Here is a 13173-nt window from a genome sequence, read left to right as displayed (position 1 = left end):
CTTCGAAAAATAAGGTGGTGCGGCGTATTACGATCGGAACATGGCTACGCAAGGGGAGGGGCCGTGGACGCCGACGAGCTGCACGCGCTGGCACTTTCGCGGCCCGCTGATGCCCTGAAGATCGCCCACGACGTTCTCGCGAACTCCCCGTCCGATGCCGATGCCGCGGCAGCTCACAAGGCCGCGGGTGTCGTCCACCGCGACTTCGGCGACATTCGTGAGGCGGTGACCGAGCTCAAGGCGGCGTACGGGCATGCTCGCAAGGCGGCGGATTCCGACCGTGAGGCGGACATCCTGGCGAGCCTCGGCGTGGCTCTGGTCATGGCCGGGCAGACCAGACGCGGGCTGGCCGTGCTCGACTCGATCGTGCCCGGCCGGACCGGTGTGCTCGCCGGCCGGATCCTGGTCCGCCGGGTCTGGGTGCGCGGGGCGCTGCTCGGCCGGAACGCCGAAGCGCTGGCCGACGCGGAACAAGCGGTCGAGTTGCTGAGCGACACCGGTGACCTGATGTGGGAGGCGCGGGCGCTGACCCACCGGGCGATGGTGCTGCTCGCGATGGGCGATATTGAGCGCGCCGACGTGGACTACGCCCGCAGCGAGGAGTTGTTCGCGAAATGCGGTCAACAGGTCGAGTACGCCGACACCCGGCAGGCGCGTGGTGCCGCAGCGTTCGCCCGAGGTGACCTGCCGACGGCACTGCTGTACCTCGACGACGCGCAACGGGTGGTCGACGAGCTCGGCGTCTTCGAGCCGGACCTGCTGGTCAACAAGTGTGTGGTGCTGCTGGCAGCCGGCCTGACGCGCGACGCACTCACCGAGATCAACAGTGCGCTGGAGCGGTTCGAGCACCAGCGCGGCTCGACGGCACGACGCGCGGAGTTGTTGCACTGCGCCGGACTGGCAGCTCATGCCGCCGGTGCTCTGGAGCTGGCCGAGAGTCGTAGTCGCGATGCCATGAAGCTGTTCCGCCGCCAGCAGCGTCCGTGGTGGGCGGCGCGGGCCGAGCTTGCATTGCTGCAGACCCGCTACGCGGGTGGCGATCGTACGGCGCGATTGCTGCACACCGGCCAGCGACTCAGTGCTGAGCTCGACCGGCTCGACGCGGACCTCGCGGCCGAGGCGCACCTGCTGACGGGCAGGATCGCTCTCGCGCGGACCGAGTCGGCCGACGCCAGACGCCACCTGAGGATCGCGGCCGGCGCCCGGGACCGAGGCCTGCGAGCGCGTGGCGCCGGTTGGCTCGCCCAAGGTTTGCTCCACCAAGACGACGGGCGGGCGCGCGCGATGCTGGCCGCCTGCAGGCAGGGCCTGAGCCTGATCGAGATCTACATGCGCACCCTCGGCGCCACCGAGCTCCGCGTTCTCGCCACCGCTCAAGGCGCCGAGCTCGCCGCGATCGCGCTCCGGTACGCCGTCCAGCGCGGCAACGCCCGCCAAGTCCTCGAGTGGAGCGAACGCTGGCGCGCCACAGTCCTCGCGATTCCGCCGGTCCGACCGCAGGAGGACGACGGTCTCGTCGCGGACCTCGCCGCGTTGCGCAACCTGACCTACCGGCTGGAGACCAGCCACGATCAGCGGCTCGGATCCACTCCGCTGCATCGCGAACGCCGACGCCTCGAATCCGCCGTCCGACGGAGAGTCCTGGTGACGCCCGGTACCACAGACGCCCGTCCCGACCAGTTCCGCAGTGCCGACCTGCTCACTCAGCTCGGAGACCGCAGCCTGGTCGAGCTCACCGACGTCGACGACCAGCTGTACGCGATGGTGGCGGCGCGTGGCCGGGTCCACCTCGAGCTGATCGGTCCCACGCAGGTGGCGACTCATCGTCTGTCCCATGCGTTGTTCGCACTGCGACGTGAGTCGACCGGACACGGCGAACACGGGCTCGACCTTGACGCCATCGGAGCCCGTCTGGAGACGGCTCTCCTGGGCGACGTGGCCAAGCACTTGCCCGACGGCCCCGTGGTCGTCGTACCGACTGGCCGGCTGCACGCGGTTCCGTGGAGTCTGCTGCCGTCGTTGCGGCATCGGCCGACCTCGGTGGCCCCGTCGGCGGCCGCGTGGTTGCGCGCACGGAGCGCCGTACCGCCGGCGACCGAGCGGGTGGTACTGATCGGCGGTCCGCAATTGTCGACCGGACCAGAGGAGATACGACGACTGTCCGAGATGTATCCGGATGCGGTGGTACTCACCGAGGGCGATGCGACGGCAGAAGCAGTGCTGGAAGCGATGGACGGGGCGTCCTTGGTGCACGTCGCCGCACATGGCAGGTTCCGCGCAGACAGTCCGCTGTTCTCGGCGCTCCAATTTGATGACGGGCCACTCACGGTGTATGACCTCGAGCGGCTGGACCACGCGCCGCACCGAGTAGTGCTGTCGAGTTGCAGCTCCGCGCTCGGCGGACCCAGCGGTGCGGACGAGTTGCTCGGTCTGGTCAGTGCGCTGGTGGCACTAGGGTCGTCCGGCGTCGTGGCGAGCGTCGTACCGGTGAACGACCCGGCGACGGTGCCGCTGATGCTCGGCCTGCACGGCAGGCTGCGGGCCGGTGACGATCTTGCCGAAGCACTTGCCCAGGCCCGGATGTCGGGCGGCGACGACCGGCTGGCGCGCACGGCTGGGCAGTCCTTCATCGCGCTGGGGGCCTGAGTCATAGCCGCACCCAGTCGGTGACCACTCGGCCGGTCGCCGTATCGCAGCGCAACCGGACCGCATCAGCAGGCAACGACGGCAGCTCGAAGAAGCCGGATTCGTTGGTGCTGACGGAGTACTCCGTGCCGTCCGGGGTCTCGACGTGGATCTCGCCCGGGCCAGGCGGCAGGATCTGGCCGACCACTTCGTCCTGGGTCACCTCCAGCTCCATCGACAGCGGAGTGGAGGTGAACACCAGCAATCGAGTCTGCCCGGGTTCAGCCCGGATCCCCGCCGCGGCCTCCAGCGAGGAGTCGAACGTCAGGCTCGCCTGCAGGAGGTCCTCGTCGATCGTCCGCCAGGACAGCGCGCCCTCGGCATGCGCGGCGATCGTGTCTGCCAACGGTTGCGTAGCGTGGACAGCCTCGGCGAGATCCTCGATGAGGCGCTCGTCGTCATCCCAGAGTCGCCGCGTCATCGTGATCACCTCCTGACGGCTCAGATCCCTCCAAGGATTCGACGTACGCCCGGACCCGCGGAGATCTGCGGAGCCGTTCGAGCGCGCGTGAGCGGGTGGGGCCGATGCTGCCTACCGGTATCCCGGTGCGCTCGCTGATCTCGACGTACGACGGTCGCGGATCCTCGAGCAGCAACAACAGCAGGTCGCGCTGCCGGCGTGGCAGCTCGGCAAGCCCGGCCAGCAGCACCTCATGCCGCTCGGCCCGGAACAGACCTTCATCGGGTTCGCCGATGTCCGCCGCGATCGTCTGGAAATCGGAATCCAGCGGGTCGTTGGGGCGCAGCCGGCGCTCGGACGACAGGTACCGGAGCGCCTCGCGGCGGGTGATCGTGATGATCCACCCCGGAATCGCCTGCGGCTCCTGCAGGCTGTCCAGGTGGCCGACGAGGCGCAGCCACACGGTCTGCGCAACGTCCTCGGTCTCGCTCGGCGTCAGCCGGAACCGCCGGATGACGGACACGAGCAACGGGGCGTACCTGCTCACCAGTTCGCTCCACGCCTGCTGATCGCCATCGGCTGCGGCGGCAACCAGAGCGGTGACCGGTGAGACGTCGTCTTCCATGCCGACTCCCATCTCATGCCATGTCGCATCGGACAGCGCCGACGCACACCACCTGGGCCCCCGAGTCGTGCCCCTGCTGTTCGGGGCTGTTACTGGACGGACGCACCAGCAGACCAAGAGATACATGCGATCCCATTTCAGACCGGTTGGCGTGCGTAGGCCGATGCTGGGAGGAGTCGCAAGCCGGTGTGCAAAGGCACCAACTCCTGAAGCGCGTACTTCGCGGAACGAGAGAAATCGAATCCGTGTGCACCGAGGGTCAGATCGACCGAGCAGGTGCCTGGACTCAGCCCGATGAGCAGGCCGCTCTGGACGGTCAGCAGGAGGCCATCCAGCGTGAAGAGCAACGTGAGATCGAAGGTGATCGTGACCGGAGCCTGCCGGTCGACGATCACATCCACCTCTGGGTGATGGATCGACGAGATCTCGTGCTTGGCCAAGGTGACATACTCGGGCGACCCAGTGCCCGCGAGGGTGGCGGTCGCCGCCTCCTTGAGCTCACGATGCGTCCGCCAGGCCCACAGGATCGGGTCACCCAGGTCACGATCGAAGGTCTCCGCGAGTGCGCGGGTCACCGGAGCCGACACCAGTCGGCCGGCTGGACCGAGATGAGGCACGAGCTCGAGGACCTTGCTGTTGGCGACCAGGTCGTTCACCTCGGTCGGGTTGAAGTGGGCAGCGATCGTGACTCCGTGGCTACTGGGGCTCATCGGTCTTCTCCTGCAGGTACTGGCGCCCTCGATCGAGGCGAGCGTTGACGCGGATTCGGTGTGCGGGCCCGGATTCGTGGATTCGCGGAGTGCCCGGGGTCAGCCGCCCGGCGGCGTGGACTTGAGGCAGTGGGTGGTTGGGTTTTGGATGGCTCCGGTGCCGAAGGCGGCCGGCTGCCCCGACTGCCAAGACGGCCATCCCGAGCACCAGCGGCAGCAACCACGACGGCCAGTTCGACTCGCTGGCGGCGAACTCCACGGTCACTGTCGTTCCTGTTGGGACGAGCTCACCGGCGCGCGGCTGTTGGCTGATCACCTGACGCTCGCGACCCGAAGCATCACTTCCACCGATCAGATCGAGGATCAGCTCGACGCCCTCGACCGCGTCGCGGGCTTCGTGCTCACTCCGGTTGAGCAGGTCAGGGACTGGCACGAGCTTCTGCTTCGGCGCGCGGGTCACATCGACCGCGACGACGGTGCCGAGGTCGACCTCGGCACCGGCGTGCGGACGCTGGTTCAGGACGATCCCGGGGGCGTTTCCGGAACGGACGACTCGAGATTGAAACTTCAGTCGAGCCACCCCGATCGCCTGCCGTGCGGTGGATTCGAGCCGGCCGACGACGTCCGGCACAACCGTCCGGATCACCGAGGGCGGGTTGGGGGGAGTTGGGACTACGGTGTCCGGCGGCGGGCTTGGTTTGGGCGCGGGCACGCGGCGGATGTCGGCAGTCACAGTACTGGCGCGTTCGACCAGCTCTCCTGGCTGCGGTTGCTGGCTGACCACGCGACCGGGACGCTTACCGGCCTTGACGATCCTTTGCGCGTAGACGAGCCCAGCGTCTTTGACCATCGCCGCGGCCTCGATCTCGGTGCGATCGATCAGACTTGGCACCGGTACAAGCACCGGTTGGACGGGCTCGCTGAGGATCAGTATGACTTCGTCCCTGAACATCATGTATGCGCCGGCAGCGGGTCTGTGCCACTTGACTGTCCAGTCAGCAGCCCCCTGGGCCGGCGAGGTTCGTACCGCGATCGCGAGTCGTGCCGCGACCTTGTCTGCGGCATCCAAGGTCTTCCCGACGAGGTCAGGCATCACCACGCCAGGCGAGAGGGCCACCCGCGAAACCGGTCCGTCGCCGTCTGTGGTCCTGCGCAGCTCCTGCATGACAACGACGACGGCCCTCTCGTCGACCTTCACGAGGTCGTAGTTAACGACCGTGCAGGTGAAGCCCTTGGCTAGGAGACGGTCCGCTGCTGCTTCCACCGACAGGCCACGTACGTCGGGAGGAGGAGGGTCCGACTCTGAGCTGGACCACTTGCCGGTGCAGGCCTGTTGCGAAAAAGTTGCGGCTTCAGCTCCAGGCGACAGCGACGCCGCGAAGGAGAGGGCGATGGAAAGCCCGGCAGCGGCGATCAGGTGCTGGATGCGATGAGTCCTGAAGGTGGTCACACCTCTCGGACCCTGCCGTCGGCGCGCTTGATACCCGACGCTATTCGCGCCAGCCGGGGAGTTCGACGGATTTGGCGGTGTCGACGCGGAAGCCGAGCTTGATCTTGACGGCCTGGCCGGGGGACAGGTTGAGTTTCCGGTGACGACGCCGAGCTCGGTGGTTTCGGCCGGCTCTGGTTCGGCAGTGGCCGGTTTGACGGTGATCTCGTGGTCGCGTGCCACCGGCAACTGGTCGAGCACCGTCACGCGAGCTGCGCGTGGGGTGTGGTTCTCGATCGGCTATTTGCCGGCTCTCGGAGTCCAGGGGATTGGTCGGGCGTGTGGGTCGGTCTCGACGAGCCGGAGCACGAACTCGGCTGCGTCGTCGGCTACGGCCTCGACGCGGACGGCGCCAACCCCGGAGCCGAGCGCTGATCGCAACGAGGGAACGGCGGAGACGGCGTCGGCGTAGTGCTGGCCTCTGCGCATCTTGACCCCACCTACCTCGGTCGTTCTGCTGACGCCGTGGACTTGGCGCGGGCGGCGAGGTCCGGAACTCGTGGCGTCGCGACGCATGGAGTCACCGCCCACTTCCATGCGACGGAGGCTCGTGCTCTCGCCGTCGGTGGGGATGCGGCTGGCGCTGGTAAGGCGCTGAATTCTGCGGTCCGAGTTTTTGAGGAGCGGAACCCTGGCACCGATCCAGATTGGATCAGCTACTTCAACGATGCCGAGTTGAGCGCAGAATTCAGTCATTGCTTCCGGGATCTGGGCCGCAACAGCGATGCCTTGACCTATTCGCAGCGGGCGATCTCGGGGACTTCCGCGCGGAGTGACTTCTTCGCGAAGATGGTCGGCGCCATGAGCCAGGTTGCGCTCCTGGCGCGTGCCTTGGAGACCTGGATGGTGCCTGCGCTGCTGCGGCGGAGGCCGTCACTGCAGGCAGCCAACTCAAGTCCGCTCGGTGTGTCCGGTACGTCGCCGACTTCCGCCGTGAACTTGCTTCGCACGGGCAGCCCGCCGTAGTGCGCAACCTCAACGAATCGCTGGAGGGCAACCCGCTCTGGGAGGCTGCCGCTGTCGGCTAGAAGGGCTGCCAGTCTCGCCGGTTGCCATTGGTCCGCAGAGTGCACACTCGCTTCACGACCTCGGATCGGCCCCGCTCGCTGGTGATGCTTTGTGCGAGCCAGGCGACCATCAGCAGCTCTCGCAGGTCGCGCATCACCTCGTATCCGGACCATGCCATCACGTCGAAGCCATAGGTCTCCGCGAACGCGGCGTACTCGGCATCGGTGTGCCGGCCGAATTGCTCGAAGTACAGGGCGGTCAGGATCAGGTCCCATTCCCGTGGCCCCACGCGACCGAGTCGAGGTCTGCGAGGACGGCTGTGCCGCTGCGGTCGCGGAGGACGTTCCCGACATTCGCGTCACCGTGGATGATCCCGCCGGGGAGTTCGAATTTCACGTCTTGGTATCCGGCGGCAAGCTCTTCGAGGCGGCTCGTCAGGAATTCGAGATCTTCGGAATCGAGCGAGTCGCTCTCGGAGATTCGCTCGCGTGCCTTGGCGACCGGATCATGGTTCGGAAGCGCGATCTGTGGGACTCGGTCGTGCAACTGTCGCAGGAGTTGGGCAAGCTCCGTTGTAGTGCCGTAGTCGGTCTTGTCGGAGACGGAATGCCAGAAGGTGACTATGCGCTCGTTTGTGGTGATCGGCTGGACCAGATGCAGGCCGCGAACAGCTGGGATGTCTTCGGATTCCAGCCACCACGAGACCTCGAGTTCTCTGGATGCCGAGTCCAGCCTTTTGAGACTGGGTGCGACGCGGCCGATGACTGAGGCAGCCTTGAACCGAAAGACGGCGTTCGAGCCGATTCTGATCAGTTCGGCGTCTCTGACCTTGGTGGTCTCGCCGAGTTGTTGGATCTCTGTGGGAGTGGGTTCGTCCAGGCGGCGCGATCCCCAGTGCCTGACGAGGCGATTCCAGTAGGAGGTGTAGACGCGGCGGGTTCCTGGTCCGACTGCAGCACTGACTGTGGGGATGTATTCGGCGAACGTTGGGGCGGCCGATTTCGGGCCAGCGGTTGGGAGTAGGTCGGCGGCGCTGATTCCGAGGCGGGCGAGGAGGAGGCGCGCGGCCTCGACGTCGGCGCTATTGGGGGGGTGCTGAGTGCGCATAAATGCCGCAGTGGGGCAGGGATGCGCACGTGGCCTTGTGAGGTGATGTGGAGGGTTCGGGCCGGGTCCGGTGTGATTTGGAGCACTCCGCGTGTCGCGGCAATATTCAGGGCGAGATTTGCGGACAAGCGAGTTCACGCATGAGCCTGGCGTCGACAAGGCGGCCCCGGTTGTCGATGGTCGACAGGCCGTAGACGTGGCTGAAGTACGTCGTATTGCCAGCGTGGGAGTCGTGCCACATGCGGAGGTAGCGGCGCGGGCGGGGTCGGCGCCTTCTTCGGCGGCGATGAGGGCTGCGAGTGGCGACGCGGAGGTTGTGTCGGCGACGGATTCGGGAGGCGCGGATGCCGGCGTGCCATCAGCCGGAGGGTGGAGGCGTTTGAGGACGCCCATTTCGTAGGCGAACCGTCGAACCCCGCGTCCAGGGCTTGCTCGACGCGTTTCTGAGTCTGGGAAGGGGACCTGTGGTCTCGCTTGAGGAGGTCGGTTTTGGCGAGGACCAGGATCCACGTGCTGTTAATAGGCTCGTGGACCGGGTTGTCGAGGGGTTCTGTGGTGGTGGTCGGCTAGCGTCGAGGCGTGTTGCTGCCTGAATCGTCGGTGCCGGGGGCGGATCTGCCTGTCCGGGCGGTTCTGCCTGCCACGGTCGATGCGGTGCGTTCGCGCGGTACCGCGGTGTTGGTTGCACCGCCTGGATCGGGAAAGACCTCGCTGTTGCCGCTTGCGCTGGGCGACGCGCTCGGGGGCACGATCATCGTCGCCGAGCCGCGAAGGATGGCAACCCGTGCGGCTGCGGTCCGGCTGGCGATGCTGGTCGGCGAACCGCTCGGGCAGCGGATCGGCTACGCGATGCGCGGTGAACGCAGCGGCGGCCGGGGACTCCGTGTCGAGGTGGTGACAACAGGGCTCCTCGTACGGCGTCTGCAGCAGAACCCGGAGTTGCCGGGTGCCGCCGCGATTGTGATCGACGAGTGCCACGAGCGGCACCTCGATGCCGATCTCCTGCTCGCGCTCTGCATCGACATCCGGGCGAATCTTCGGGAAGACCTGGCGATCGTTGCGACCTCGGCCACGGCGGACACGATCAGGCTGAGTCGCGCATTGGGCTCGGACGTTCCGGCGCCCGTGATCACCGCGTCTGCTGCGCTGTTCGACGTCGCGGTCGAGTGGGCCCCACCACCGGTCCCCGTGCCGCTGCTTCCCGGTGGGCGGGTCGACCCGCGCCTACTGGATCACGTTGCGGCCGTCGTCCAGCGTGCACTGACCGAGAACGACGGCGACATCCTCGTGTTCGTCCCGGGGGAGGCCGAGATCAACGGTGTGACTCGCCGGTTGGCCGGTCAGAATGTCCTGCCGTTGTTCGGTCGCCAGTCAAGGGCTGAACAGGACCGCGCGTTGGCGTCGGCCGTCACTCGTCGGATCGTGGTCACGACGTCGGTCGCGGAGAGTTCGCTGACTGTGCCCGGGGTCAGGGTTGTGGTCGACTCGGGCCTTGCCCGGGAGCCGCGGACCGATCAATCCCGTGGGCTCGGTGCGTTGGTCACCTGCCGGATCTCGAGATCGTCGGCCGACCAGCGAGCGGGCCGTGCCGGGCGGGAGGCGCCTGGCCGTGTCTATCGCTGCTGGTCTGCCTCCGACCACTCGCATCTCGACGACCATGCGGCGCCGGAGATCGCGATCGCCGATCTGGCAGCCTTCGCCCTCGACCTCGCGGCGTGGGGTGCGCCTGCTGGTGCCGGTCTGACCTTGCTCGAGGCTCCGCCGGTGGTGGCGATGACGGCGGCCACCGAACTGCTGCGCCGCCTCGATGCCCTTGACGACGGCGGCCGGATCACCGAGCGGGGACGCCTGATGGCGGCGATCGGGGCGCATCCTCGGTTGGCTCGTGCGTTGCTGGACGGGACGCCGCGGGTCGGCGCCGACCGGGCACGCGAGATCGTCGCGATGCTCTCGGACGACTCCAGCCGTGACTTCAGCGATGATCTGCCGGCCCGCTGGCGAGCCCTCCGCCGCGGCGAGGACCGCGGAGCCACGGCCCGCTGGCGAGAAGAAAAAGAGCGCCTCGGCCGAGGCGCGACGACCGGCGACTCGTTGGGTGGGGATGGAGTGCGGCCGGCAGTCGGTGGGCCGGCTGGTCGGCGGACGCGCGCAGTACCGGATGATCTTGCGGTGGGGGTTGTGGTGGGGCTGGCGTATCCGGATCGGATTGCGCGGGTCCGGGGGGTCGACTCGGCGACGTACCAGATGTCTGGTGGTACGGGTGCTGCTCTGGATCCGCAATCGCCGTTGCGGACCACTACCTGGCTGGCGATCGCGGTTGCTGACCGGGCACCCGGTCGCGCCGACGCCAGGATCCGTTCCGCGGCGCCGATCGATGAGCAGACCGCGCGAGACATCGCGGGCGACCTCGTCTCGACCACCGACCAGATCCGCTGGGACAACGGCCGGATCGTGACGCGGCGCGTTGAGGCACTGGGCGCGATCGTGCTCAATGACGTCCCGCTGGCAAAGCCCGACCGACTGCTCGTCCAAGCAGCCGTCCGCGACGGTATCCGGCGCAGCGGTCTGTCCGTACTGCGCTGGTCGGAGGCCGCCCTCGGCTTACGGGAGCGGCTCGCGTTCTGCCACGCCCACCTCGGAGCCCCATGGCCTGCGGTCGATGACGAAGCACTCCTGGCCGATCTCGACGAATGGCTGGGTACCGAGCTCGCCTCGGTGCGAGGCTCGCGCGATCTTGCTCACATCGACGTGGCTTCGGCGCTCCGGCGACTGCTGCCATGGCCCGCGGCAACCCGGTTCGGCGAACTCGCACCGGAACGGCTCCGGGTCCCATCGGGCGCCGAGGTGCGACTCACGTACGACGGTGTCGAGCCGCCGGTCCTCGCCGTGAAGCTGCAGGAGGTATTCGGCTGGACTGCCACTCCGGCCGTCGCGGACGGTCGTGTCCCAGTCGTTTTGCACCTACTGTCGCCCGCACGGCGCCCGGTCGCGATCACGAGCGACCTTGCCTCCTTCTGGAAGCAGGGCTATCCCCAGGTCCGAGCCGACCTGCGAGCGCGCTACCCCCGCCACCCGTGGCCGGAAGATCCATTCACTGCCATCCCTACCAAGCGACTAAAACCTCGCCAGTGAACCGAGCTGCCCTGGGCAGTGTGTGTATGTACGGTCGCGAATGCTGCGCGCTGCGACAAGAGGGTCCTGATTCTGGTCGGTGAACGGTCAGGCGTGTCTCCGATCAGCGTGTCGGTGCGATCGTTACGGCAATCTCGGCAGGCGCAGTGACCTCGGTTGGTCTGCCGGCCTCGGCCAGGACCGTCAGCGGGCTATGCGGTGTCGGCACCGATGCCTGGGCCCACTCGAGACCGCCGAGTTGAGGAGGCGGTAGCTCTCGAAGGACCAGTGGCCGACCTCTCCCCGCGACGGGCCACGGCCGACGAGGTCGCCGTCGAGCCACAGCTCGTACCGCTCGTCGGCGGACACGTGTAGTCAGACGCCGGCTGGGATCCGGTCGATGTCGAGGTCCACCCCTTGGGCGACAGCGTGAACAAGTTGGGTGTCCGAGGCCGAACACGCACCCGGTCGACGCGCCTCGAGCTCGACTCCGATCGCCGCCGGGTCAGCGGGGGACGGCGCCGTACTGCCTTGGTCGACGGGTCTGATGGAATGAGCGGATGACGACGACAGACTCGCGGCCGGCGCTGCGGTTCGAGGATCCGGAGACCCAGGCGCTGTACGGGGCGACATACGAGGCGGCGCTCGAGAACCTGCTGGAGACCAACACCGTTCCGTTCGGCGAGATTCACGCCAGGAGCGGGCTGATGGATCCAGCGGTCGGCATGGTCCGCGCTGGTGGTGGTTACGAGCAGCCGTGGACCCGGGACGCGACGATCAACAGCTGGAACGCGACCAGTCTGCTGGCGCCGGCGTTGGCCGCGAACACGCTGTGGGCTGTGGTCGAGAAGGATGCCGGGGGCAAGCTCAGGCTGCAGCAGGACAGCCAGCAGTGGGATCAGGTGGTGTGGACCGTCGGCGCTTGGCACCACTATCTGGTGACCGGCGACCGGGACTTCCTGCAGAGTGCGTACGACGTCGTCACAAACACTCTCGCCCTCCGCGAGCAGGCTGCGGTCTTCGGCCCCGATGCGCGCTACGGCCTGTTCACCGGTCCGTCGTTCTTCAACGACGGCGTGTCCGGATTCCCGGCGCCGACGGCGTACGAGGACGAGTCGCGGGGGAGCGAGAGTACGTCGTACCCGGATGTCGTTTCGGCCATGTACCTCAGCACCAACGCGCTGTACTACGCGGCCTACACGTGCGCGACCGCAATGGCAGACACACTCGGCCGGCCGGCCGACGGCCACCGCGCCAAGGCGGCGGCGATCAAGCAGGCCATCAACCAACACTTCTGGAATCCGCGGAGCGGAAGCTACAACTACGAGCTCACGGCCGACGGGACGCCGGGCGCGTACCAGGAAGGTACGGGGCTGGCGTTCACCCTGCTCTTCGGGATCGCCGACGCCGCGCAAGCCAGTTCCCTGATCTCGAACGCGCAGCGGATGACGTGGGGAATGCCCGACACCTATCCGCACTGGAACAGATACTCCAGCGCCGAGCCCGGACGGCACAACGCGATGGTCTGGCCGCTCGTGCAAGGACTCTGGGCGAAGGGCCTGGCCAAGCATGGCGATGTAGAGGGGTTCGCGACGGAGACTGGGCTGCTCGCGAAACTGGTCAGGGACAGCGGCGGGTTCTGGGAGATCTACGACGGGAACACCGGGGCCGTCGAAGGCGGCTACCAGGGTGCGACCGGCGTCCTGAAACGTCGCTGGGACTCGCAGCCCGACCAGACCTGGTCGGCGACAGCGTTCATCGACATGATGCACACCGGGCTGTTCGGGATGACGTTCGACGACCGCGGCCTCACCTTGGCGCCGTCCCTCCCGCCTGGCTGGGGTGATGTCACGCTGAGCGGCTTGCGATATCGCGACGCCGGCCTGACGGTGGCACTTCGCGGTGAGGGCAACGTCATCCGCTCGTTCGAGCTTGACGGCAGACCGGGCACGGAATTCGTCGTACCGGCCTCCCTGAACGGAGACCATACGATCGAGATCACGCTGGACGCGTCACGCAGCTAGCGCCCCCGATCTCA

General features: G+C 67.5%; 10 protein-coding genes. 4 read left to right on the top strand and 6 right to left on the bottom strand.

Features of this window, described 5'->3' with window-relative positions; translation table 11 throughout:
- Positions 1 to 63: 63 nt before the first annotated feature.
- Positions 64 to 2646, top strand: a complete 2583-nt coding sequence (locus ABD255_RS14265) for a CHAT domain-containing protein (RefSeq protein ID WP_344213809.1) — start codon at positions 64 to 66, stop codon at positions 2644 to 2646.
- A gap of 1 nt (position 2647) precedes the next feature.
- Here ABD255_RS14265 and ABD255_RS14260 read toward each other — a convergent pair whose 3' ends face one another.
- The 4 genes from ABD255_RS14260 to ABD255_RS14245 all read right to left on the bottom strand — a co-directional run bounded on the left by ABD255_RS14260 (position 2648) and on the right by ABD255_RS14245 (position 5870).
- A complete protein-coding gene (locus ABD255_RS14260; protein ID WP_344213807.1) occupies positions 2648 to 3106 on the bottom strand; it encodes a hypothetical protein in 459 nt (152 codons plus the stop codon).
- Positions 3084 to 3710: an RNA polymerase sigma factor gene (locus ABD255_RS14255; RefSeq protein WP_344213805.1), complete on the bottom strand. Its 627-nt coding sequence runs from the start codon at positions 3708 to 3710 to the stop codon at positions 3084 to 3086. The genes ABD255_RS14260 and ABD255_RS14255 overlap by 23 nt, the downstream gene beginning before the upstream one ends.
- Positions 3711 to 3847: 137 nt before the next feature.
- Positions 3848 to 4420 carry a hypothetical protein gene (locus tag ABD255_RS14250; RefSeq protein WP_344213803.1) on the bottom strand — a complete coding sequence of 191 codons (573 nt, stop codon included), beginning with the start codon at positions 4418 to 4420 and terminating at the stop codon, positions 3848 to 3850.
- Entirely contained in the window at positions 4407 to 5870 is a 1464-nt protein-coding gene (locus ABD255_RS14245) for a PASTA domain-containing protein (RefSeq protein WP_344213801.1), read from the bottom strand. The genes ABD255_RS14250 and ABD255_RS14245 overlap by 14 nt, the downstream gene beginning before the upstream one ends.
- Positions 5871 to 6320: 450 nt before the next feature.
- Between ABD255_RS14245 and ABD255_RS44015 the strand changes: the two genes are divergently transcribed.
- The gene (locus ABD255_RS44015) at positions 6321 to 6875 is read left to right on the top strand and encodes an NsdA family TPR-like regulatory protein (RefSeq protein WP_486336045.1); all 555 of its coding nucleotides are present in this window, start codon (positions 6321 to 6323) and stop codon (positions 6873 to 6875) included.
- A gap of 58 nt (positions 6876 to 6933) precedes the next feature.
- On the opposite strand, the gene ABD255_RS14235 is transcribed toward ABD255_RS44015, so the two are convergent.
- Complete coding sequence (locus ABD255_RS14235; RefSeq protein ID WP_344213797.1) at positions 6934 to 7206, bottom strand: hypothetical protein; 273 nt, start codon at positions 7204 to 7206, stop codon at positions 6934 to 6936.
- A complete protein-coding gene (locus ABD255_RS14230) occupies positions 7182 to 8024 on the bottom strand; it encodes a phosphotransferase (RefSeq protein ID WP_344213795.1) in 843 nt (280 codons plus the stop codon). The genes ABD255_RS14235 and ABD255_RS14230 overlap by 25 nt, the downstream gene beginning before the upstream one ends.
- Before the next feature lie 579 nt (positions 8025 to 8603).
- On the opposite strand from ABD255_RS14230, the gene hrpB reads away from it, so the two are divergent.
- Both hrpB and ABD255_RS14220 read left to right on the top strand, forming a co-directional pair.
- On the top strand, positions 8604 to 11156 hold the full coding sequence (hrpB, locus tag ABD255_RS14225; RefSeq protein WP_344213793.1) for an ATP-dependent helicase HrpB: 2553 nt from the start codon (positions 8604 to 8606) through the stop codon (positions 11154 to 11156).
- A 539-nt stretch (positions 11157 to 11695) separates the two neighbouring features.
- Positions 11696 to 13159 carry an MGH1-like glycoside hydrolase domain-containing protein gene (locus tag ABD255_RS14220; RefSeq protein WP_344213791.1) on the top strand — a complete coding sequence of 488 codons (1464 nt, stop codon included), beginning with the start codon at positions 11696 to 11698 and terminating at the stop codon, positions 13157 to 13159.
- The last annotated feature ends 14 nt before the right edge of the window (positions 13160 to 13173 follow it).

The sequence above is a fragment of the Kribbella sancticallisti genome (assembly GCF_039530625.1).
Taxonomy (GTDB): domain Bacteria; phylum Actinomycetota; class Actinomycetes; order Propionibacteriales; family Kribbellaceae; genus Kribbella; species Kribbella sancticallisti.
Note: the sequence above shows the minus strand (reverse complement) of the source record. Positions and strands in the feature narration are given on the sequence as shown.

Bases quoted from the DNA above. Each gene is read 5' to 3' on its own strand.
- ABD255_RS14220 (WP_344213791.1), top strand. From the start codon at position 11,696: ATGACGACGACAGACTCGCGGCCGGCGCTGCGGTTCGAGGATCCGGAG.
- ABD255_RS14230 (WP_344213795.1), bottom strand. From the start codon at position 8,024: ATGCGCACTCAGCACCCCCCCAATAGCGCCGACGTCGAGGCCGCGCGC.
- ABD255_RS14255 (WP_344213805.1), bottom strand. From the start codon at position 3,710: ATGGAAGACGACGTCTCACCGGTCACCGCTCTGGTTGCCGCCGCAGCC.
- ABD255_RS14260 (WP_344213807.1), bottom strand. From the start codon at position 3,106: ATGACGCGGCGACTCTGGGATGACGACGAGCGCCTCATCGAGGATCTC.
- ABD255_RS14250 (WP_344213803.1), bottom strand. From the start codon at position 4,420: ATGAGCCCCAGTAGCCACGGAGTCACGATCGCTGCCCACTTCAACCCG.